The sequence below is a fragment of the Streptomyces sp. NBC_01335 genome (genome assembly GCF_035953295.1).
Taxonomy (GTDB): Bacteria; Actinomycetota; Actinomycetes; order Streptomycetales; family Streptomycetaceae; genus Streptomyces.
Genome location: NZ_CP108370.1, coordinates 1,711,842 through 1,734,431 on the forward strand (window position 1 = coordinate 1,711,842; position 22,590 = coordinate 1,734,431).

Annotated in this window: 13 protein-coding genes; 7 read left to right on the forward strand and 6 right to left on the reverse strand. The window is 72.8% G+C overall.

Translation table 11 applies throughout. The annotated features are described in order from the left end of the window. Positions 1-153: 153 nt before the first annotated feature. Positions 154-1,356: a hypothetical protein gene (locus OG599_RS07090; RefSeq protein ID WP_327175090.1), complete on the reverse strand. Its 1,203-nt coding sequence runs from the start codon at positions 1,354-1,356 to the stop codon at positions 154-156. After that, positions 1,353-2,312 (reverse strand): 5-dehydro-4-deoxyglucarate dehydratase, encoded by a 960-nt coding sequence (locus OG599_RS07095; protein ID WP_327175091.1) that lies wholly within the window; start codon positions 2,310-2,312, stop codon positions 1,353-1,355. Before OG599_RS07095 ends, OG599_RS07090 begins: the two co-directional genes overlap by 4 nt. Positions 2,313-2,567: 255 nt before the next feature. Here OG599_RS07095 and OG599_RS07100 point away from each other — a divergent pair, with 255 nt between their 5' ends. Both OG599_RS07100 and OG599_RS07105 read left to right on the forward strand, forming a co-directional pair. After that, positions 2,568-3,377: an NAD-dependent epimerase/dehydratase family protein gene (locus OG599_RS07100; protein ID WP_327179951.1), complete on the forward strand. Its 810-nt coding sequence runs from the start codon at positions 2,568-2,570 to the stop codon at positions 3,375-3,377. 151 nt (positions 3,378-3,528) lie between these two features. Next, on the forward strand, positions 3,529-4,779 hold the full coding sequence (locus OG599_RS07105) for a TerD family protein (protein WP_327175092.1): 1,251 nt from the start codon (positions 3,529-3,531) through the stop codon (positions 4,777-4,779). 162 nt (positions 4,780-4,941) lie between these two features. On the opposite strand, the gene OG599_RS07110 is transcribed toward OG599_RS07105, so the two are convergent. Further along, a complete protein-coding gene (locus OG599_RS07110; protein WP_327175093.1) occupies positions 4,942-5,172 on the reverse strand; it encodes a hypothetical protein in 231 nt (76 codons plus the stop codon). Between the two features lie 439 nt (positions 5,173-5,611). Here OG599_RS07110 and OG599_RS07115 point away from each other — a divergent pair, with 439 nt between their 5' ends. The 3 genes from OG599_RS07115 to OG599_RS07125 all read left to right on the forward strand — a co-directional run bounded on the left by OG599_RS07115 (position 5,612) and on the right by OG599_RS07125 (position 14,578). Next, a complete protein-coding gene (locus OG599_RS07115) occupies positions 5,612-8,203 on the forward strand; it encodes a S8 family serine peptidase (RefSeq protein WP_327175094.1) in 2,592 nt (863 codons plus the stop codon). Beyond that, a complete protein-coding gene (locus tag OG599_RS07120) occupies positions 8,203-11,151 on the forward strand; it encodes an FG-GAP repeat domain-containing protein (protein ID WP_327175095.1) in 2,949 nt (982 codons plus the stop codon). The genes OG599_RS07115 and OG599_RS07120 overlap by 1 nt, the downstream gene beginning before the upstream one ends. An 85-nt stretch (positions 11,152-11,236) precedes the next feature. Further along, complete coding sequence (locus OG599_RS07125) at positions 11,237-14,578, forward strand: ATP-binding protein (protein ID WP_327175096.1); 3,342 nt, start codon at positions 11,237-11,239, stop codon at positions 14,576-14,578. Between the two features lie 67 nt (positions 14,579-14,645). Here the strand turns inward: OG599_RS07125 and OG599_RS07130 are convergent, their stop codons facing one another. The 3 genes from OG599_RS07130 to OG599_RS07140 form a co-directional block, all read right to left on the reverse strand. Further along, positions 14,646-16,139: an alkaline phosphatase PhoX gene (locus OG599_RS07130; RefSeq protein ID WP_327175097.1), complete on the reverse strand. Its 1,494-nt coding sequence runs from the start codon at positions 16,137-16,139 to the stop codon at positions 14,646-14,648. A 197-nt stretch (positions 16,140-16,336) separates the two neighbouring features. Beyond that, a complete protein-coding gene (locus tag OG599_RS07135) occupies positions 16,337-17,839 on the reverse strand; it encodes a hypothetical protein (RefSeq protein ID WP_327175098.1) in 1,503 nt (500 codons plus the stop codon). 221 nt (positions 17,840-18,060) lie between these two features. Then, positions 18,061-18,762 carry a DUF4232 domain-containing protein gene (locus tag OG599_RS07140; protein WP_327175099.1) on the reverse strand — a complete coding sequence of 234 codons (702 nt, stop codon included), beginning with the start codon at positions 18,760-18,762 and terminating at the stop codon, positions 18,061-18,063. A 427-nt stretch (positions 18,763-19,189) separates the two neighbouring features. Here OG599_RS07140 and OG599_RS07145 point away from each other — a divergent pair, with 427 nt between their 5' ends. Both OG599_RS07145 and OG599_RS07150 read left to right on the forward strand, forming a co-directional pair. After that, entirely contained in the window at positions 19,190-21,094 is a 1,905-nt protein-coding gene (locus OG599_RS07145) for a S53 family peptidase (protein WP_327175100.1), read from the forward strand. 286 nt (positions 21,095-21,380) lie between these two features. Then, positions 21,381-22,571: a PP2C family protein-serine/threonine phosphatase gene (locus OG599_RS07150; protein ID WP_327175101.1), complete on the forward strand. Its 1,191-nt coding sequence runs from the start codon at positions 21,381-21,383 to the stop codon at positions 22,569-22,571. The last annotated feature ends 19 nt before the right edge of the window (positions 22,572-22,590 follow it).

The window sequence follows — 22,590 nt, forward strand, 5'->3', positions numbered from 1 at the left end:
GCCGGTCGTCGTGTCGGGGCAGCCGGTGCGGCCCGTACCGGAATCCGGTACGGGCCGTCTCATGCCCCGGCGGGCGTCATCCCGCCCGGCGTGTCCGGTTCATCCGACTCGTACGGTTAGTACGGCTCGTGCCATTCATCCGGCTCGTACGGCTCATCCGGCGATGCGGCCCAGGGCGCCGGAGACGGCCGCGAGGTCGGAGTCGGAGGCCAGTCCGGCGTGGTAGAGCCGGAGTTCGGTGGCGCCCAGGGACGCGGCGTGGGCGGCGTCGCGCTCCAGCGTGGCGGGGCTGCCGCCCATGCCGGAGACCACGCCGAAGTTGGCGGCGAGCACGCCCCGGTGGTCCGCGAAGGGTCCGAGGACCGCCTCGCGGGCGGTGTCGCCGCCGGTGCACGGCAGCACCACGCCGTCGGCGACGGAGAGGATGTGCCCGGGGTCGACGCCGACGTTGGCGCCGGTCCGGTGGAACGCCGGGTCCGCGTGCAGCAGGACCTGGAAGCCCTCCCCGTGCCCCTCTCCGGCCGCCGCCCCGGCCGCGGCCTCCCGTACGGCGGCGACGGCGGCCTCCTGGAGGCCGTGGGCGACCTCACGGCGCCATCCGAGGGTGGCCGCCGCCGTCTCGGCGCCGAGCAGCTCCGCCACTCCCGCCCAGCCGGCCGCGGGTTCGGCCCCCGTCCAGACGGGTTCCAGCGCGCGGCGCACGGCGGCGCGCAGCCCGTCCGGGTCGAGCCCGTGCCGGGCGTACCCGGCAGCGCATTCGGCGCAGAAGCAGAGCGACATAAGGTACTGGGCCGCCTCGCCGAGCGTCACCCCCTGGACCTTGTCGTGGCCGTGCAGGTGCGCGAAGCCGTACCAGCCGCACGACTCCAGCTCGGTGCCGCGCGCGCCGGGCCGGGCGGCCGCCTCGGCGGCCAGGTCGACGAGGTGGGCACGGACCTCGGGCCGGGCGATGCACGGGGCCCACGGATAGCGGTCCCCGTAGGCGTTGACCACGGACGTCCCGGGGAACTCCTCGCCGAGGCGGGAGTTGTGCGCGAGGACGACCCAGCTGTGCACCTCCAGACCGGCGTCGGCGAGCGCTTCGGCGGCGGCGGCCCAAGGGTCCTCGCCCGGGGTCCAGTTCTGCCTCCTGGGCGCCAACTCCCGCCCCGCCCACCGCTTCTCGTCCGGCGGGTAGAGCACCGCCGCGTACGAGGCGGTGACGATCCGGGTCGCGGGGTGACGCGGGGTGAGCGCCCGGGTGGAGTGGTACGCCGAGGCGAGGGTCACCTGATGGACGCCGAGTCCCGCGATGCGGGCGGCGGCGTCCGGGTCGCCGACGACGTCCCAGGGGTAGAGGAACGCCGAGGACTTCACGCCCCGCCTCCCACGGCTCGCTCCGCCAGCAGGGCCCGGCCGTCGTCGATGATCTGGGCGAGCTCCTTGACGTGCGCGGCGGGCGGTTCGGTGAGCGGGGTGCGCACCTCGCCGACGTCGAGCCCCTGGAGCCGTACGGCGGCCTTGACCAGGGAGACGGCGTAGCCGCGCCCCTTGGCGCGCAGTTCGACCAGCGGCCGGTAGAACCGGTCCAGCAGGGCGTCGGCGAACGCGTCGTCGCCCGATGCGAGCGCGCGGTAGAAGGCGAGCGCGATGTCGGGGGCGAAGGCGAAGACGGCGGAGGAGTAGAGCGTGACCCCGATGCCCCGGTAGGCGAGACCGGTGAGTTCGGCGGTGGGCAGCCCGTTGAAGTACAGGAAGTCGCCGCCGGGCAGCGCGGTGCGGACGGCGCTGACGATGCGCTGCATCAGGTCCAGGTCGCCGACCCCGTCCTTGAGGCCGATGATGCCGGGCGTACGGGCCAGGGCGACGACGGTCTCGGGGGTGAAGACGGCGTTGTCGCGCTGGTAGACGATCGTCTCCAGGCTCGTCGCCGCGGCCAGCGCGGTGTAGTGCGCGAGCAGCCCCCGCTGGTCGGCGACGACGAGGTACGGGGGCATGGCGAGGAGCCCGTCCGCACCGGCCGCCTCGGCGAGCTTGGCGTACTCCACCGCCAGGGCGGTGCCGTAGCCGGCCCCGGCGACGACGGGTACCTGTCCGGCGGTCTCCTCGACCGCCGCGGCGACGACCCGCCCGAACTCGGCGGGGGTCAGCGCGTGGAACTCGCCGGTGCCGCAGCAGGCGAAGACCGCCGCCGCGCCGGCGTCGATGCCCGCCCGGACGTGACGGCGGAACGCGGCGAGGTCCACGTCCCCGTCCGGGCCGTACGCGGTGACGGGGAAGAAGAGCGGCCCGGCGACTGCGGTGAGCCGGGCGGCGAGGGGGGCTGAGGTCACGGGCGCTCCCTGAGCGAGTTCCGGGCGTACACAATTCTGATTGATGTCCATATTCATGAACGACGTCACGCTAAGGCAGTTTCCCGGGGGCGGTCAAGGCGGAAACCGTGACGGTCGAAGCGAGTTCGACGCGCCCCTCACCCCTTGACGCGCACCGCCACCCCTCCCTACGTTGTCCACGCATGTGAATATCGTCCATGAATCTGGCGTGTCGCGGTGCACTCCCCGCCGCGCCGAGGAGGCCCAGTGCCCGGTTTGCCCGCTCCCCGCACGATTCTGCTCACCGGAGCCGCCGGCGGTCTCGGCACGCTGATGCGCGAGCTGCTCCCGGCGTACGGATACGAGCTGCGCCTCTTCGACCTCGTGCCGATCGAGGGCGAGCCGGACGCGATCGTGGCCGACCTGGCCGACCGGGAGGCGCTGCGCGAAGCCGTACGCGGCGTCGACGCGATCATCCACCTCGCCGGCATCTCACTGGAAGCCTCCTTCGACAAGATCCTGCGCGCCAACGTCGAGGGCACGTACAACCTGTACGAGGCGGCCCGCGAGGAGGGCGTGCGCCGGATCGTGTTCGCCTCCTCCAACCACGCGATCGGCTGGACCCCCGCCCCGGCGGCCGGTGAGCCGCTCATCGGTGTCGACACGCCCCGGCGTCCCGACACCTTCTACGGCCTCTCCAAGTCCTTCGGCGAGGACCTGGCCCAGCTCTACCAGGACAAGCACGGCGTCGAGACCGTCTCGGTCCGCATCGGCTCCTGCTTCCGCGAGCCGACGTCGGTGCGGATGCTCTCGGTCTGGATGAGCCCCGAGGACGGCGCCCGCCTCTTCCACGCGGCGCTCACCGCCCCGGACGTCGCCCACACGGTGGTCTACGGCTCCTCCGCCAACACCCGGCTGTGGTGGGACCTGTCGACCGCCCGGGCGCTCGGGTACGAGCCGGAGGACGACTCGGAGCGGTTCGCGGAGAAGCTGGTCGCCGAGTTCGGCGAGCTGGACCCGGCCGACCCGGCCCAGACGCACGTCGGCGGCCCCTTCGTCACCGACCCGCCGATCTGGCCGTACTGAGCCTCCGGACCGGCGGAGAACACCCCGGGCCCGCCCGGAGGGGGCGCGCGGCCCCCTCCGGCGCGCTCGCCCGTGCGGGTACTGATGCGGAGGGCACGGAAGGGACGGAAGGTAAGGGAACGGCAAAGCCGGGTCGTTCGTTACCCCGGTCATGACCGCAATGACCCCCGGCTCGAACATCCCTCTCTCCGCCGTCCGCGTGGCGGTGGACGTCGCCGCCCCGGTGCGGCTCGACGTCTCGGGCCTGCTGCTCTCCGCCGACGGCAAGGTCCGCTCCGACGACGACTTCATCTTCTACAACCAGCCCTCGGGCCCCGGAGTGACCTACCGCTCCGGCGGCGGCACGGCGCCGGACTCGATCGTGGTCGACACCGGGGCGGTGCCGCCGGGGATCGAGAAGATCGTCGTCACCGCGAGCCCCGACGCGGCGGGCCAGACCTTCCAGGGCATCGAGCCCACCGCCACCGTGCGCGACGCCGACAGCGGCAGCGCCCTCGCGACGTTCACCCCGCCGCGTCTGGGCACCGAGACGGCGCTCGTGGTCATCGAGATCTACCGCCGCCAGGGCGCCTGGAAGGCCCGCGCGGTCGGCCAGGGATACGCCGACGGCCTGGCGGGCATCGCCACGGACTTCGGCGTGACGGTCGAGGAGCCCGCCGCCCAGCCCGCTCCCCCGGCCCCCGCCGCGCAGGCGTACCCGCAGACGGCTCCCCCGGCCGCACCGGCGTACCCGCAGGCCGCGCCCGTGGACCCGAGGATCGCACCGCCGATGCCGTCGGCGCCGCCCGCGCCCCCGGCCGCCGCGCCGGCTCCCGCGGCCTCCGGGAAGATCAACCTCGACAAGGGCCGGGTCAGCCTCCAGAAGAACCAGACGGTCTCGCTGGTCAAGGGCGGCCGGCCGCTGCTCTCGCAGGTCAAGATGGGCCTCGGCTGGGAGCCCGCGTTCCGGGGCAAGGACATCGACCTGGACGCCTCGGTGATCGCGTACGGCCCCGACCGCAAGCACCTGGACAGCTGCTACTTCGGCAAGCTGTCCATCCTCAACGGCGCGATCAAGCACTCCGGCGACAACCTCACCGGCGAGGGCGCGGGGGACGACGAGGTGATCGTCGTGGACCTCGGCCGCATCCCTGCGGAGGCCACGGGTCTCGTCTTCACGGTGAACTCCTTCACCGGCCAGAAGTTCACCGAGGTGGCGAAGGCGTACTGCCGGCTGCTCGACGCGGCCACCGGCGAGGAGCTGGTCCGCTTCGACCTGAGCAGCACGGAGCCGCAGACCGGCGTGATGATGGCCAAGCTGATCAAGCAGTTCACCGGCGAGTGGGAGATGACCGCCATGGGCGAGTTCGTGAAGTCACGCACCGTACGCGGCATGGTGAAGCCCGCGGCCGCGGCGCTCTAGCCGTACGCCCCGGCACGTCCGTCGCCCCGTGCGCGCGGGGAGGCGGCCCCGGAACGGCTTCCGGGGCACCTGGTGTCTCTCAGGTGCCCCGGTTCCGGGTGTCCTCCGGCGGACGGCCGCTCGTGCCCGTGGACATGTCCGTCCGACACGTCCTTGGCACTCTCAGAGCTTGGTCAGCTTGGAGTACGGGCTGAGGATCCTCCCCTGACGCCCGGCGAAGTCGATCAGGACTGCGTCGTTGTCGCCCTCGACAGCGAGAATGCGCCCGAGGCCGAACTGGTCGTGCGACACCCGGTCGCCCACGTCGAAGCATTCGACCGGTGGGGCCGCCTGGGCCGGGCGGTTGAAGGGACTGGAAGGCAGGTGACGCCGGGATCCGGCTGACTGTTTCATTACCTTGAGTATGCGCCACCCGGACGCCGGGCGCTATGCCCGTTCCCGCCCTCGGCCCAGTAGTGCCGCATTCGTGATACGCCCGCGACCAGGGGCGGTCGCCGCCACGGAGCGCTTCGGACGGCGTGGCCGCCCGGGTCACCGGTCCCGAAAGACCCCCGAAGGTGTGGCGGTTCGGGGGCGTCCGGCGGGGGTGCGGAGCCGCCCGGCCTGCCCGGTCCGCCGCACGGGCGGCGAGCGACGGACGAACGGCCGGCACGCGGCGCCCACCCCGGCGGGCCCCCGGCCGGCCCTGTGCCCGGCCCGGCTCCTCGGTGCCGTACCGCGGTCCCGTACGTCGGTCTCGTCCACCGGACCCCACTGCGGGCTGTAATGCCCGAGTAACGGCGTCTGTCTAACGTCCGGGCTCCCCCGTACCGTCCCTGGAGGAGCACCCCCGATGCACCTGCCCCGATCGTCCCGGCGCAGATCCGCCGCGCTGGTGGCCGCCGCGCTCACCACCGCCGGTCTGCTGATCGGCCCGCCGGCCGCGGCTGCCGCCGACGCCGCGCCGTCCCCGAAGGTCGACTCCGCCCTGCTGACCGCCGTCGACGGCGGTGGCGAGGCGACCTTCTTCGTCACGCTGAAGGACCAGGCGGACCTGTCCTCCGCCAAGAAGCAGAAGTCCCACGCGGCCCGTGCGAAGGCCGCGTACGGCGAACTGCGCGCCCACGCCAAGTCCAGCCAGAAGTCGCTCAACTCTTTCCTCGACAAGGAAAAGGTGAGCCACGAAGGTTACTGGATCGCGAACACCGTCAAGGTGACCGGTGACCAGGACCTGATCAATCAGCTGGCGAAGCGCTCGGACGTCGCGAGCATCGTGCCGGAGCGGCACTACCAGCTCGACGACATCGAGACCTCCGACGCGAAGATCACCACGTCGCGCACGAACCCTTCGGTCAAGGGCTCGTCGGCCAAGAGCGCCACGGATTCGTCCGCGAACGGTGACGAGACCCCCGAGTGGGGCGTCGCCGACATCAACGCCGACGACGTGTGGAACCAGTACGACGACCGCGGCGAGGGCATCGTCATCGCCAGCGTCGACTCGGGCGTGCAGTTCGACCACCCCGACCTGGTGGCCCAGTACCGGGGCAACAACGGCGACGGCACCTTCACGCACGACTACAACTTCTACGACCCGTCCGGGACCTGCGCCGCCGACGGCACCCCGTGCGACAACAACGGTCACGGCACCCACACCATGGGCACCATGGTCGGCAAGCACGGCATCGGCATCGCCCCGAACGCCAAGTGGATCGCCGCCAAGGGCTGCGAGTCGAGCCAGTGCACGGACGAGTACCTGCTCGCCGCCGGCCAGTGGATCCTCGCCCCGACCGACCACAACGGGCAGAACCCGCGCCCGGACCTGGCGCCGAACATCGTCAACAACTCCTGGGGCGGCGACGACACGACGTTCTACCAGGACATCGTCGAGGCCTGGAACTCCGCGGGCATCTTCGAGGCGTTCGCGGCCGGCAACGACGGTGACGGCACCACCTGCTCCACCGCCCACGCACCCGGTTCCCAGGCGCCCTCCTACGGCGTCGGCGCGTACGACGCGAACGGCAAGATCGCGTCCTTCTCCGGTTTCGGCCCGTCGCTGGTCGACGGTTCGGCGAAGCCGAACATCTCGGCGCCGGGCGTGAACGTCGAGTCGACGTGGCCGGGTTCTTCGTACAACACGGAGAACGGCACCTCCATGGCCACCCCGCACGTGGCGGGCGCTGTCGCCCTCCTGTGGTCGGCGGCCCCGTCGCTGATCGGTGACATCCAGGGCACGCGTGACCTGCTCAACCAGGGCGCCCGTGACGTCGACGACACCCACTGCGGTGGCACCGCCGACATGAACAACGTCTGGGGCCAGGGCAAGCTCGACATCCTCGCGTCCGTCGACAAGGCCCCGCACACCGCGGGCACCGTCAGCGGCAAGGTCACCGACAAGGCCACCGGCACCGCCGTCTCCGGCGCCGTCGTCAAGGCCACCAACGCCACCTACGGCACCCGTACGGTCACCACCGGCGCCGACGGCACGTACCGCCTGTCGCTCAACCCGGGCACGTACGACTTCGCGCTCAGCGGCTACGGCTACGCGACCGCCCAGGTCGCCGGCGTCGAGATCACCGAGAACCAGGCGCTGACGCAGGACATCGCGCTCTCCGCCGTCGCCTCGCACAAGGTCACCGGCACCGTCCTGGACGTCACCGGCAAGGCCCTGCCCGGCGCGACCGTCGAGCTGACCGGCTCCCCGGTCCCCTCGGTGGTCACCAACGCCAAGGGCAAGTACACGCTGCCGAAGGTCGCCGAGGGTGCCTACACCCTGACCGTGAAGCCGACCGCGCCGGTCCTGTGCAACGGCATCTTCACCGGTGCCACCACCGTCGCCGCCGCCGACCTGACCAAGGACGTCCAGGTCCCGGCCCGCACCGACGCCACCGGCAACAGCTGCGCCCCGGCCGCCTACTCCTGGATCGCCGGTTCGAAGAAGGTCGCCCTGACCGGTGACGAGGACGCCACGACGATCTCGCTGCCCTTCCCGGTGAAGCTGTACGGGGTCTCGTACTCCACGACCTCCGTCACCACCGACGGCATGCTGAACTTCCTGGCGCCGCGCGTCGGCGACTACGCGAACACCACGCTGCCGACCGAGTACAACCCCAACGGCTTCATCGCCCCGCTCTGGGACGACCTGACGCTCGACAAGAAGTCGTCCGTCCAGACCGCCACCACCGGCACCAAGGGCAGCCGCAAGTTCGCCGTCGTCTGGAACGACGCGGCCTACGCGAACGGCACCACCGGGCGCGCCACCTTCGAGGCCGTCTTCGACGAGGCCACCGGCGCGGTGACCCTCCAGTACAAGTCGGTCGCGGACCTGGGTGCGGGTGCCACGGTCGGCATCCAGAACCAGGCCGGCACCGACGCCCTCCAGTACGCCTACAACCAGTCGGTCATCACCGCCGGTTCGGCGATCCGCTTCACGCAGGGAGCCAAGTGATGAGAAACCTCCACTCGCGGCGGGGCGTCCAGCTCGCCTCCGCCCTGGTCGCCGCCGGGCTCTGCCTGAGCATCGCCCCGCAGGCCCTGGCCGCCGACGACGGTGACGGCGTCCTGAAGCTGACGGCCGCCCAGGCGCAGCAGCTGACCGCCGATGTCGCCCTGGACCCGTACGGTGACGCGGCCGAGAACCAGGTCAGCCCCCAGGCGGAGGACGCGCCCGCGTCCGGTACGGACGCGCCGTCCTCCGGCTCCGGTTCCTCGCTGGACGGCACGTCCACCGATGCCGCCACCGACGCCGCCGCCCCGGTCACCTTCACCGGCACCTCCTCCCTGGAGGGCGTGCTGGGCATGGGCGCGACCGTGCCCGTCGGCAAGAACGGCGACTACTTCACCGTCCACGGCCGGGGCAACGTGCAGCTGCACACCGCGGACGGCGAGTCCGTGTGGGAGCGCACGAACAACTCGTACTACACGGACTGGCAGGTCAAGGCCCTGCGCCCGTGGCAGCCCGAGCCGTTCCCGGTGCGGATCATGATGGGCTACAACGCGGTCTCGCCGTTCACGCCCTCCTCCGACTCCGGCTACTCCACGGGCGACCTGACCGGTGACGGCGTCGACGACATCGTCTTCTCGGCGAGCGTCGGCATCCTGTCCTACCGCCCGTTCACCTCGCCCGGCTCGTCGCTGCCCAACGGCACCTTCGTGACCATCCTCGACGGCAAGACCGGCAAGACGGTGTGGTCGAAGCTGTACGACTACGCCACCATGGTCAAGATCGTCGACGGCACGCTGCTCGTCGCCGACGCGCCCCGGATGAACATGAACTCTCCGGCCGCCGACACGGCGAAGCTGTACGGCATCCGCTTCTCCTCGGCGGACGGCAAGCTGACTCCGTCGTCCACGTGGACGTACGACACCGGTGAGGCGGGCGACGCCGCCTGGGGCGACATCCAGGACCTCGGCAAGGGCAAGGTCGCCGTCTCGTGGGACCGGGCGATGACCAGCACGGTGGAGGGCCGGGGTCACACCCTCGCCCTGAACGTGGCGGACGGCTCGGTCACCTGGAAGACCGACAGCCTGCTCTACAGCCGTCAGCTGCGCGTCGACGCCGGCCGCAAGCGGCTCGTCGCCATCGAGCAGTCCGACGTCAACGACGCGGTGAAGTACGAGGTCGCCGCGTACGACCTGAAGACCGGCAACCGTACGACGCTGGACAGCCGGGTCAACGTGCTGCCCACCGCTCTGACGATCGGTGACCTCACCGCCAAGGCGGGCGACGAGTACGTGGTCGCCGAGTCCTCCCTGGACAACTACCTCCAGGTGAACGCCAACACGGTGCGTGTCGTGAACGGCGACGCGCCCGGCAAGCTGCTGTGGTCGCAGACGACCAAGCGCGACGCCGGGAACAGCCAGGACGGGCCGAACGTCTGGCGTCTCCAGGTCGCCGACGGCAAGCTCGTCGTCGCGGGCGACGACGACCGCATGATCTCCGGGTCGCAGAACTCCGGCGGCGAACGCTTCGCCGCGACGACCGTGTACTCGGGCAAGGGCGCCGTCGTCTGGCAGAACAAGGGCCTCACCGGCGCGCCGATGTACCAGGACGTCTTCAGCGACGCCGAGGGCACCCACGTCCGGGTCATCGACCAGAGCCAGAACATCCGTACGTTCAAGCTCGGCAACGGCAAGCAGCAGAGCATCACGCCGCTCCAGGCGGACATCTCCTACGCGCAGACCGCCGACGTGAACAAGGACGGCAAGTCCGACGTGGTGATGGCCGGTTCGTCGGACGGCGTGTGGGCCTACTCCGGTCCCTCGCTCGTCTCCGGCAAGCCCGAGAAGCTGTGGAGCGCCACGGTTCCCGGCGCGGTGCACGACATGCAGAAGGGTGACGTCAACGGGGACGGCAAGGACGAGATCGTCGTCGCCGCCGACTCCGCCGTGGTCGTCCTCAACGCCAGGACCGGCAAGACGCTGGCCACCATCGACAGCGGCGGCCAGTTCGTCCACTCGGTGAAGCTCGCCGACCTCGACGGCGACGGCGAGCAGGACATCGTCGTCCCGACGAACACCCTGAACGCCTACTACGGCGACGGGCACAAGATCTGGTCGTACGCGGCGCCCAAGGACCTCGGTGACGTGGTCTTCTCCGACCCGTCGGTCCTGGACGGCAAGGTCTACACCTCGTACTCCAAGGTCGACTCGATCAACCTGGCCGACCCGGGGGCGAACGCGGTCGCGCTCAACGCCAAGACCGGCAAGACGAAGTGGAGCATCGCGCCGGAGGTCCCGGCCGCGTCGACCGACGGGGTCGTCCACGCCGCGCTGACGTACAAGGGCACCTTCGCCTCCCCGGAGATCCCGTACGCCGACGGCCACGCGGTCGTCTACACCTGGGACATCCAGTCGCAGGCCGGCCTCGGCGCCACCGACGCCAGCGCCCCGCACACCTACATGGAGATCCGCGACGGCCGCACCGGCAAGGTCGTGCACTCCACGACCATGGGCGGCCTGTGGACGCACGGCGGCTTCTTCACCGACGACGGCGTCCTCTACCAGGCGGGCACCTCGTCCTTCCGGAAGTTCTCCGGTGAGGGCACCGAAGACGAGAAGGCCGGGGTGCTCGGGCAGTCCTACAACGGCGCCTTCGCCACCGGCCCCGGCGGCCGGAAGCTGCTGATCGTCGGCGGGGAGGGCTCCGTCGGCGCCTACACCGGGGACGCGGACTTCTTCGCGAGCGAGGACTCCTTCCAGGGGTCTCTCGGCGGCGCCAACCTGATCGGCGCCCGCAACTTCCTCGCCGCCGACCTCGACGGCGACGGCACCGACGAGGTGCTCTCGCTCCAGGGCGACGACTACGGCTCGGACCGGCTCGCCGAAGACCTCGGCGGTCGCTACCTGCTCGACGACAACGGCATCCACCAGGTCGCCACGTACAAGCTCTCCTGACCGACGGGCTGACGCCCTGACGTGACACGGACCCCTCGGGCCTCGCCCGGGGGGTCCCATGTGTGTTCGATTACAGTGCATCCTGATGAACGCGCAACGACCGGACAGTACGACTTCCGCCGCGCCGTTGCTGCGCCTGCACCTGCTCGGCGGATTCAGGGCCACCCGCGACGGCGGACCCGAACTCGCCGACCGGTGGCCGCGCCCCGGAGCACGCGCGCTGGTGAAGCTGCTCGCCGTCGTGCCCGGCCACCGCCTCCACCGCGAGGAGGCCATCGCCGTCTGCTGGCCCGACGCCGATCCGAAGGCCGCCGCCGGCAGCCTGCGGGTCGCCCTGCACGCCGCCCGCCGCGCCCTGGAACCCGAACTCGCCCCGCGCGCCACCTCCTCGTACCTGGTCTCCGACGGGGCGCTCCTCCATCTCGATCCGGCCACCGTGTGGATCGACGCCGACGAGGCCGAGACCTCCGCCCGCACCGCCCTCGCCGACGGCGGGGCCGACGAACTGATGGCCGCGATCGAACGGTTCACCGGCGAGCTGCTGCCGGAGGACCGGTACGCGCGCTGGGCCGACGACCGGCGTGGCCGGCTCACCCTGCTCCGCGAGCAACTGCTGCTCCGGCTCGCCGGGCAGCACCTGGAACGAGGTGCTGCCGCCGAGGCGGCGGCCGTCGCCGGACAGGTGCTCGCGGGCAGCCCCGCCGAGGAGCTGGCCCACCGCATCCTCATCGAGGCCTGGCTGCGCCAGGGGCTGCGGCGCCGGGCCGTGCACCAGTACCACGTGTGCCGCGAGGCCCTCGACACCGAACTCGGCGTCCGGCCGGGCCCGGAGACGGAGCGTCTGCACCGGGCCGCGCTGGCCGCCGCACCCGCGCCCGTACCCGCCACTCCCCTGCTCCCGGCCCCGCTGCGGGCGGCGACCGCACCGCCGCTGCGGGGCCGCGACGCGGTGCTGGACCGCCTCCTGGCGGCGGACGGCCCGCCCCTCACCCTGCTCACCGGGGAAGCGGGGGTGGGGAAGACCCGCCTGGTCGGCGATGTGGCGCGGCGGGCCACCGCGGCGGGTACGGCCGTGCTCTGGGGCGGCGGCCAGGACGCCGGAGCTCACACGCCGTACGGGGCGTTCGCGGAGGCGCTCGACGGCTGGCTCGCCGAACACAGCGCGGCCGAGCGGGCCCGGGTCGGCTCCGAGTACCCCGAACTCGCCGCGTTCCTGCCGTCGCTCGGGCAGGTGGGGACGACCGGCGAGCGCAGCCCGGAGGAGGAGCGGGACCGGCTGTTCCGGGCGAGCACGGCGCTCCTGGGCGATCTGGCGGCGGTCCGCCCGGTGCTGGTGGTGCTCGACGACCTGCACAGCGCCGACTCCGGCTCGTACCAGCTCCTCGGCCATCTGGCCCGGCGGTCCGTGCAGCGGGGGACGGCGCTGCGCTTCCTGGCGACCTACCGCGAGGAGGAGCTTCCCGACGGCGACGCGCGCCGCTCGGCCGTGGCCTCCCTGATGCGCCAGCGCCTCTGCGTGCGCGAGGAGTTGGAGCGCCTCGACAAGGAGGCGTGCCTGGCGGTGGTACGGGACGCGGGGGGCGGGCCGCCCCACGGCGGCGGGGCCAACCGGGTCTGGGAACTCTCCCTCGGCAACCCGCTGTTCGCCCTCGAACTCGCCCGCGACCTGCCCCGCGGCGACATGGGCGACTACGCCCCCGAGGGCGTGCGGGACCTGGTGGCCGACCGGCTCGAACGGCTCGACACGGACACGCGCCGCCTGGTCGAGGCGCTCTCGGTCGCCGGTGGTGACGCCGCGCTCTCCGAACTGCTCGACGTCGCCGAGCACGGTCTCAACCCGCAGGTGTCCGGCGCGGCGGCGGCCGACGCGCTGGAGCGCGCCATCGCCGCCTCGCTCGTCGAGGAACGGCAGGTGGTGGTGGCCGGACGGCCCGAGGCCGGGGTCGCCTTCCGCCATCCGCTGGTCCGGCTGACCTGCTACGAGCAGCTGGCCGTGGTCCGCCGCAGACAGTTGCACGCCGCGTTCGCGCAGGCGGTCCAGCGGCGGCGCCCCGACGCCGTCGACACCCTCGCCTCCCACTTCGCGCGCGCCGACGACCCGCGCGCCGCCGAGTACCTGCGCCGGGCCGCCGAGCGGGCCGCCGCCCTGTACGCCAACGACGCCGCCGACCGCTACTACCGCGACCTGGTGGCCCGCCTCGATGTCGACGCGGCCCGCGCCCGGCTCGCGCACGCCCATGTCCTGCGCAGGATGGGCCACTTCGAGCAGGCCGCCGACGCGGTACGGCTCGCCCTGACCGAGTTCGAGCGGCGCGGCGACCACGACGACGCGGTCCTCGCGGCGGCGCTGCTCGCCGAGACGCTCGCCAAGACGAGCGGCCCGGCCACCGGCCTGCGGACCCTGCGGAACCACCCGGTGACCGAGGACACCGCGCCGGAACCGGCCACCGGCCACTTCCTCGCCCTCTCCCTCATCCGCTGCGTCCAGGGCCGGTACATGGCCGGAGCCGAGGCCGCCCTCGACGCCCTGGCCGCCGCCCGGAACGTGCCGGGGACCCGCGGGCAGGGCCTGTCCGCCCGCGCGTTCGGTCTGCGGGCCGCCAACCTCGGCCTCGCCGGCCACCTCGACCAGGCGCGCGAAGCGGGCGACCAGGCCCTGGCCCCGGCCGAGGCGTACGGCGACCCGACGCTGCTCGGTACGGTCCTGTCGACGCTGCGGGAGAACGCGCGGCGGGCCGGCCGGCTGCGCGAGGCCGTCGAGATCGGCGCCCGCGCGCTCGGGCTGGCCAAGCAGTCCGGCGACCCGACGGCCGCCGCGTTCGAGCGCGGGAACCTCGCCGAACTCCGCCTGCTCCTCGAAGAACCCGAACCGGCCCGCGCGCTCGCGGAACAGGCCGTCGCGGGCGCGGAGGCGTACGAGGCCTGGTGCCTCCCCTACGCGCTGGCCACGATGGCACGGGTACGGGCGTTCCTGGGCGACCCCGCGGAGTCCGCCGCCCTCCTGGACCGCGCCGGGGCCGCCGCCACCGCCCTCGGCGACCGCCAGGCCGAGTACGAGGTGCGCACCGCCCGCGCCGAATCCGCCCTGCGCGCACGCCGCCCCGACGACGCGCTGCACGCCCTGGACGGCCACACCGGCGACGCACCGGTCCTGGTGGCCTGGGCGGAACTCCTGTCGGGACGCCCCGAGAGCGCGACGCGCCTGGCCCGCGCCGAGGTGACCCGGTCCGAGCGCACCGGGGAGCGCCTCGCCGAGGTGGAGGCCCGGATCGCCCTCGGCACCGCCCTCTCCCGGCTCGCCCAGGAGCGGGAGGGCGCCAGGGAGCTGGCCCGCGCCGAATCCCTGGCCAGGACCCTGCCGTACCCGGCGGGCGCCCGCAGGACCGAGCGGGCGCGGGCGTTGCTGCGCGAGGCGCCTCACGGGTGACGCCGGACCCCACCCGGGCCGGGCCGCGCGTGTGGCGCCGGCCCGGCCCGCGGGTGGGGCGGAGCCGCTACTTGTTCGGCTGGCGCTTCCAGGGCCCCGTGATGGCGAGCATGATGCCGGGGGTCTGGATGTTGGCGAAGAGCGTCTTGCCGTCGGGCGAGAAGGTGACGCCGGTGAACTCGCTGTACGCGGGTGCCTCGGCGGTGCCCTCGTTCAGCTCGTTGCGCGCGATGGGGTAGGTGGCGCCGCTGTCGGTCGCCCCGAAGAGGTGCTGGACGCCCTCGCCGTCCTCGGCGATGACCAGGCCGCCGTAGGGCGAGACGGTGATGTTGTCCGGGCCGTCGAAGGCGCCGTCCTTCGACGGGTCGGGGTTGACGCCGAGGAGCACCTTGAGGGTGAGGGTGCGGCGCTTGGGGTCGTAGAACCAGACCTGGCCGTCGTGCTGGACGGGGCTCTCCGAGCGGGCGAACGAGGAGACGATGTAGACGCCGCCGTCGCCCCACCACATGCCTTCGAGCTTGCGGGCGCGGGTGACCTCCGCGTCGGTGAACTGCTTGCGCACGGAGACGGTCCTGGCGTCGCGGTCCGGCACGTCGACCCAGTCGACGCCGTACACGGTGCCGATCTTCGTGGCGCGGGACAGGTCGTCGACGAACGCGCCGCTCTTGTCGAAGCACTTGGTGGCCTGGAGGACACCGGCGTCGTCGGCGAGCGTGCGGAGCTTGCCGCGGCCGTGCTCGAAGCCCTGCGGCGGGACCCAGCGGTAGAGCAGCCCGTTCGGGGTGGACGCGTCCTCGGTGAGGTAGGCGTGGCCGCGCTGCGGGTCGATGACGACGGCCTCGTGGGCGTAGCGGCCGAAGGCCTTGACGGGGCGCGGGTCGCGGTTGGCGCGCTTGTCGTAGGGGTCGACCTCGAAGACGTAGCCGTGGTCCTTGAGGAGCCCGTTCTTGCCCGCCCGGTCCTCGGTCTCCTCGCAGGTCAGCCAGGTGCCCCACGGGGTCGCGCCGCCCGCGCAGTTGGTGGACGTACCGGCGATGCCGACCCACTCGGCGGTGTGGCCGCCCTGGCGGGTCTCCACGACGGTGCAGCCGCCGGCCGCGACCGCGTCGTAGACGAGTCCCTCGGCGAGCGGGACGGGGCGCGGCCAGTCGGCGCGTGTACCGCTCAGCTCGTGGTTGTTGACCAGGAGGGTGACGCCGCGCGGGCCCTCGAAGGCGGCGGTGCCGTCGTGGTTGGAGGGGGTGGTCTCGCCCGACTCCAGCTTGGTGACACCGCTGTGCGTGATGATCCGGTACGAGAAGCCGGCGGGCAGCGCCAGGATGCCCTTGGGGTCGGCGATCAGCGGGCCGTAGCCGGGCGCCTTGGTGTGCCCGTGGCCGTCGTGCCCGTGGCCGTGCTGGTCGCGGCCGTCGTGGTCGTCGTGCCCGCCGTGGCCGTGTCCGTCGTGCTCCGCGGCGAGGGCACCGGGCGCGGTGGCCAGGGTGCCGACCACCCCGGTGAGGGCGATTCCGGCGCCGGCTACGGCGGACTGACGGTTGAATTCCCTGCGCGTGAACGACATGACGGGCTCCTGTGCGGTGTCCGGGGCGTTGGCGCGCTCACATTCGCGGCCCCAGGCCAACTCCGCATGAACTCCGGGCGACTTGTGGGCACACCCTTGCCGTGCAACGGACGCCCGGGGCGCGTGGATACCCAACCACCGCGCGCCGCACCGGTGTCGGCTGCCACCCGCATCCGCGAGCGGCAGCCGGCACACCGTCAGGCGCCGCTGCGGGAGCGGGCCTTGAAGGCCGCCTTGCGCGCTTCCTTCGCCGTCTTCTTGTCGCCGTGCAGCCGGCCCATGGCGTCGAGCACCTCGGCGGTCGCCGGGTGGTCGACCCGCCAGATCTGGTCGAAGAAGTCGCCGTCCCGGCTGACGAGCCCCTCGACGAGCCCTTGCAGCTCCGCCACCTCGCCGTCGGCGTCCAGCTGCGCCGCGAGCGTGTCCACGGCCAGCCAGAAGACCATGGACTCCGGCGGCGGCGGGACGTCCGTCGCGCCGTGTTCCGCGAGCCAGACCCGGGCGAGCCCGCCCAGCTCCGGATCGCCGAGCACCGCGCGCAGGGCGGGCTCGGCGGCGGGGCCGGTGAGGGCGAGCGCCTGCTGGCAGTGGAGCCGGCGCAGCGGGGCGCCCTCGTCGTCGCCCCGGGCGGCGGCGAGCAGGTCGGCGGCGGTCGCGACGGCGTCGCCGTCACCGCGTCCGCTGATCCACAGCCCGATCTCCGCCTGGGCGGCCGCCTCGGGGTAGTACGCGACACCGTCCAGGAGGGCGGCGGCGTCCTTGTCCGCGAGGTCGCCGACGGCGGGCGCGTCCACACCCGCCTCCAGCATCCGGGACCGGATGCCGTAGAGCCCGAGCGGGGTGAGCCTGACCATGCCGTACCGGCTGACGTCGTCCTCGTCGCCGACGGGCTGGGCCGCCGCCTCGCCCTCCTCGAACATCAGCGTCTCGTCGACGGGGTGGTACTCGACGATCCCGATCGGTTCCAGCACCCGGAACTGGTCGTCCAGCCGCATCATCGCCTCCGACACCTGTTCCAGGATGTCGTCGGTGGGCTCGCCCATGTCGTCCGGGACGATCATGGACGCGGCGAGGGCGGGCAGCGGTACGGGGCCGTCGCCCGGGCCGCCCTCGGAGAGGGTGAGGAGGTAGAGGTTGCCCAGCACGCCTTCGAGGAACTCGGCCTCGGCCTCCGGGTCCCAGTCCAGGGCGCCGAAGTCGACGGAGCCGTCCTCGCCGACCAGGTCGGCGAAGTCGTCGAAGACCGGGGCGGTGGCGTCGGCGAAGGCGGCCTCCAGGCCGTCGAGCCAGACGGAGAGGACATCGGCCGGCGAACCACCGGTCAGCAGGGCGAGACTCTCCCCCTGCGTGGCCGTGCCCTCGGCGGGCTCCGCCGCCCCGGCGACCCCGTCGCCACCGGCCGGGGAGTCGGAACCGTCGGACGGGTCGGTGACGTCGACCAGCCCGGTGTCCACGGCCAGCCGCCACGCCTCGCTGGCGAGGGCGGCCCCGTCCTCGTCGGCGGGGAGGCCGAGGTGCTCGGCGGCTGCGGGGAGCTGCGCCTCGACGAGCTCTCCGCCGGCGCCGACGCGCGTACCGGGCCCGGCCCAGCGGGCGAGGCGCACGGCCCGCACCAGCAGCGGCGCGGCCAGGGCGTCCCTCGCCAGTTCGGCCTCGGCGGGGAGCCGCACCGGCGGCAGGGTGGGACGCTCTGCGGACATCGGGGGTTCTCCTCGGCGCGTGCTCGGGTGCACGGGTGCGTACACGGTTCAGGCCGTCCAAGCCTAGTGCCGCCGACCGGCAGGGTTCGCCCAGTCGCCTCACGGACGGGGGAACCCCTCGGAGCGTGTTGACGCGCAGGTCCGAGGGAGCGGGCGGCGGGACACCAAGGCGGGGCACCAGGCGGCGGGCATCAGGCGGCGGACTCCGGAAGGCGGTCGCCTCAGCTCGGCAGCTTCGTGCGCCAGGCCGTCATGTTCAGCTCGTCCATCAGCCGGAGGTCGTGCTCCACCAGCGGAACGTTCCGCGATCCCGCGTCCGGGGCCGCCGCGAGCTCCAGGGAGTCGCTCTCGATGAGGTCGCCGCCCTCCTTGGTCGAGACCCAGGCGAGGACGGACTTCATGGTCCCGCCGGGCTTCAGCGCCACCGGCTCGGGGCCGAGGTCGGCGCCGAACATCGAGCGGCCCGGGTTGACCGGGACCGGCAGCCGGTCGCCGTTCTCGTCCAGGACCCGGACCGAGGGGTAGCCGTCGACCCGGTAGGGCTTGGTACCGCAGTTGACGAGGGTCAGCACGACGGCGCGGGCGAACATGGCCGCCTCCACCGGCCCCATGTCCACCCGGACGCCGGAGTCGGGGCAGTCGCCGGTCGGAGTGGGGGCCGAAGCAGGAGCCGGGGCGGCGGCCTGAGCGGGAGTCGGCCGTGCGGTGTCGCCCGAGGGGAAGGCGGAGGGGTCCAGGGTCTCCGCCGCGACGGGCCCGCCGGACGGGACCGGCGCGCGGGTGGCGGTCGGCGAAGGCCGGGGTTCGCCCTCCCCCGCCGGTACGAAGATCCCCGCACAGCCGGCCAGGGCCAGTGCCCCCGCCCCGAGCAGCGCGGCGGCGCCGCTCCCGCGCCGTATCCGTTCACCCGCACGTGTAGGCATCCGCTCCCCTTGCCACTCTCCCGCGACCCTTCCGGATCATGTGGGACGCCACCGCGCCCCTGACGGTTCGACCCGAACGCGCCCGGCGCGCCCCGGAGCCTGCTCGGCCCGAACGCGCCCGAACGCGCCCGGCACACCCCACCGTGCTCGGCCCGAACGCGCCCGGTTCGCCACGCCGTTCAGCCCGCCGGACATGTCCGTCAACGGTCAGGACCTGCACATTCCCGCTCTTCTATGCACGAACTCGCCGCCAGTGAGGACCTTTTGACGGTTTCTTGGCAAATGCATGCCCCTTACATGAAGGGTTCCTCGTAAGAGTGACGGGACTACATGTGCACATCATCCAGCACATGTACCGCACGCGAACACCCATATCGCAGGGGGTTACATGAGAATCAGCCGCGCCAGAAGGCGCGCCGGACTGAGCATGGCAGCGACACTGCCGCTGCTCGCCGGCGCACTCGCCCTCGGCATACCGTCCGCCAGCGCGGACTCCGCTCCGGGTGGGCGCGACGCGCTGCAGGGCACCAAGCCGGCCTGGGCGACCGCCCAGGCCGACCAGGGTGCCACGGCGGACAGCGGCAAGGTGAGCGTCCGTGTCCACCTCGCCGGGCGGGACGCGGCCGGGCTGGCCGCCTACGCCACCGCCGTGTCCGACCCGCAGTCCTCCTCGTACGGGAAGTACCTGAGCGCCGAGCAGGCCCAGGCCCGGTTCGGAGCGACCCAGCAGCAGATCGACGAGGTCAGCCAGTGGCTGACGTCGAACGGTCTGACCGTCACCGGCGCGAACCAGCACTACGTCTCCGCCACCGGTGACGTCGCCGCGGCCGAGAAGACGTTCAGCACCCAGCTGCACAACTACCGCAAGGGCAGCCGGACCTACCGCGCCCCGTCCGCGACGGCCTCCGTGCCGGCCGGGCTGAGCAAGGCCGTGCTGGCGGTGTCCGGCCTGGACAACGCGCCGCACAAGTCGAGCCAGGACGAGGTCCTGCCGCCGCCGGACGCGGTGTTCCGCAACGCCGGCCCCTTCTCCACGTACTACGGCTCGAAGACCGCCTCCTCGCTGCCGAGCGCGTACGGGTCCAAGGCGCCGTACGCGGTCAAGGGCTACACCGGCGACCAGCTCCGCTCCGCGTACGGTGCGGGCAGCTGGACCGGCAAGGGCGTGACCGTCGCCATCACCGACGCCTACGCCTCGCCGACCATCGCGAAGGACGCCGCGGAGTACGCCAAGCGCAACGGCGACGCCCCGTACAAGAAGGGCCAGCTCAGCCAGGTGCTGCCGGCCGACTACACGGCGACCGAGGAGTGCGGGGCGTCCGGCTGGTACGGCGAGGAGACCCTCGACGTCGAGGCCGTGCACGCCGTCGCGCCCGCCGCGGACATCGTGTACGTGGGCGGCGCCTCCTGCTACGACGCCGACCTGCTGGACTCGCTCAACAAGGTCGTCGACCACCGGCTCGCCGACATCGTCTCCAACTCCTGGGGCGACGTCGAGGCCAACGAGACCCCGGACGTCGCGGCCGCGTACGACCAGGTGTTCAAGCTGGGCGCGGTCGAGGGCATCGGCTTCTACTTCTCCTCCGGCGACGCGGGCGACAACGTCGCGTCCACCGGCACCAAGCAGGTCGACGTCCCGTCCAACTCCGCGTGGGTCACGTCGGTCGGCGGCACCTCGCTGGCCGTCGGCAAGGGCGACGCGTACCAGTGGGAGACCGGCTGGGGCACGCTGAAGTCGTCCCTGTCGGCCGACGGGAAGAGCTGGACCGACTTCCCCGGCGCCTACACCTCCGGCGCCGGCGGCGGCACCAGCTCGACCGTGAAGCAGCCGTCCTACCAGCGCGGTGTCGTGCCCGACGCGCTCGCGCGGGCGAACGGCAAGACCCGGATGCGTACCGAACCGGACATCTCGGCGGTCGCCGACCCGAACACCGGTTTCCTGGTCGGCCAGACCCAGACGCTGCCCGACGGCTCGCTCGGCTACGACGAGTACCGCATCGGCGGTACGTCGCTGGCCGCCCCGGTCATCGCCGGTGTCCAGGCCCTCGCGCAGCAGGCGCAGCACGGCCGGTCGATCGGCTTCGCCAACCCGGCGATCTACGCCCGCTACTCCTCCAAGGCGTACCACGACGTCACCGACCACCCGCTGGGTGCGGGCCGTGACCTCGCGGTGGTCCGGATGGACTTCGCCAACAGCGTCGACGCGGCGGACGGTCTGCTGACGTCGGTGCGGAGCCTCGGCAAGGACGCCTCGCTCAAGGCGGTCAAGGGATACGACGACGTGACGGGCGTCGGCACCCCGGCGGCCGGGTACATCAACTCCTTCCGCTGACGGTCGCGCACCGGCTCGACGCGTGAGACTGCCCCGGGGCTCCGGCCCCGGGGCAGTCGTGCGTCCGCTGCCCGGTGTCCTGCGGGGCCGCCCACCGAACGGCGCCGAGAACTGGCGTCACCCGGCCGCCCCCGCTTGTCTGGACGGACGACGGCACGCTCCCGGTCCGGTGCACCTGGACGGCGCGCGCCGGTGCCCTCCCCCGGCCCCTGGAGTCCGCCATGTCCCGCGGCACAGCGCACCGCACCACCGCCAGGTGGTGTCCGACGGCGTGGGAGGCGCGCCGATGAAGGAGTCCTCCGGAGACTTGGCCGAACACGTCCTGCACGCCCTCCTGGCGGAGGTGCACGCGACGGCTCCGACCAACCTCTCCGTCCTCGTCAACCGGTACGCCGCACGCCTCGGCCTCGGCCACGTGGACGTCTACCTGGTGGACCTCCAGCAGAGGTGCCTGACCCTCCTCTCGGGCGGGAACCGGATGCCGGTGGACGGGTCCCTGGCCGGCTGGGCCTACCGCGCGCTGTCGCTGCGCGTGCAGAACACCGACGCCCGCACGCTGATCGTCTGGCTCCCGCTCGTCGACGGCGAGGAGCGGCTGGGGGTGGCCGGCTTCCATCTGGAGACGCTGGACGGCACCCTGCTGGAACGGTGCGGGTCGCTCGCGTCCGTCCTCGCCATGGCCATCACCTCCAAGCGCGCGTTCAGCGACCGGCTCGTGCAGCAGGCGCGCACCGGGACCATGACGCTGCCGGCGGAGATGCTGCGGGCCCTGCTGCCGCCCCGCTCCATCGGCGACGACCGGGCCGTCTCCACCGCGGTCCTCGAACCCGCCTACGAGCTGGGCGGGGACGCGTTCGACCACGCGATGACGGAGTCGACGCTGCACGCCGTGATCCTGGACGCGATGGGGCACAACCTCGCGTCCGGGCTGACCACCGCGATCGCGATGGCCGGCTGCCGGAGTGCCCGGCGCCGGGGCTCCGGGCTGGGCGAGATGGTGAGGACCGTCGACGAGGCGCTCGCGGAGTGGCTTCCGGACCAGTTCTGCACCGGGATCGTCCTCCAGCTCGACCTGGCCAGCGGCATTCTGAGCTGGGTCAACAGCGGGCACCCGCCGCCCCTCCTCATCCGCGACGAACAGGTCCTGGAGAGCGCCCTCGAATATCCGGGCGAACCCCCGATGGGCACGCCCGGAGTGCTCGGCGGTGGCTCCCGCACGGTGCACGAAGCGGCGCTGGAGCCGGGTGACCGCGTCATCCTGTACACGGACGGGGTGACCGAGGCGCGCCTGGCCGGCGGGTCGCAGTTCGGCCTCGCGGGCTTCACCACCTCCATCATCCGCGCCACCGCGGTCGGCGAACTCGCCCCGGAGGCCCTTCGTCAGCTCATCCACTCGATCCTTGAGCACCAGAACGACAACCTGAAGGACGACGCCACCATCCTCATGATCGAGTGGCGGCAGCGGCACCGGGGGTGACGACGGACGGACCCCGCCA

Excerpts from the sequence above, each read along its gene's own strand:
- OG599_RS07105 (WP_327175092.1), top strand. The coding sequence starts at position 3,529 with ATGACCGCAATGACCCCCGGCTCGAACATCCCTCTCTCCGCCGTCCGC.
- OG599_RS07110 (WP_327175093.1), bottom strand. The coding sequence starts at position 5,172 with ATGAAACAGTCAGCCGGATCCCGGCGTCACCTGCCTTCCAGTCCCTTC.
- OG599_RS07115 (WP_327175094.1), top strand. The coding sequence starts at position 5,612 with ATGCACCTGCCCCGATCGTCCCGGCGCAGATCCGCCGCGCTGGTGGCC.
- OG599_RS07120 (WP_327175095.1), top strand. The coding sequence starts at position 8,203 with ATGAGAAACCTCCACTCGCGGCGGGGCGTCCAGCTCGCCTCCGCCCTG.
- OG599_RS07125 (WP_327175096.1), top strand. The coding sequence starts at position 11,237 with ATGAACGCGCAACGACCGGACAGTACGACTTCCGCCGCGCCGTTGCTG.
- OG599_RS07130 (WP_327175097.1), bottom strand. The coding sequence starts at position 16,139 with ATGTCGTTCACGCGCAGGGAATTCAACCGTCAGTCCGCCGTAGCCGGC.
- OG599_RS07135 (WP_327175098.1), bottom strand. The coding sequence starts at position 17,839 with ATGTCCGCAGAGCGTCCCACCCTGCCGCCGGTGCGGCTCCCCGCCGAG.
- OG599_RS07140 (WP_327175099.1), bottom strand. The coding sequence starts at position 18,762 with ATGCCTACACGTGCGGGTGAACGGATACGGCGCGGGAGCGGCGCCGCC.
- OG599_RS07145 (WP_327175100.1), top strand. The coding sequence starts at position 19,190 with ATGGCAGCGACACTGCCGCTGCTCGCCGGCGCACTCGCCCTCGGCATA.
- OG599_RS07150 (WP_327175101.1), top strand. The coding sequence starts at position 21,381 with ATGAAGGAGTCCTCCGGAGACTTGGCCGAACACGTCCTGCACGCCCTC.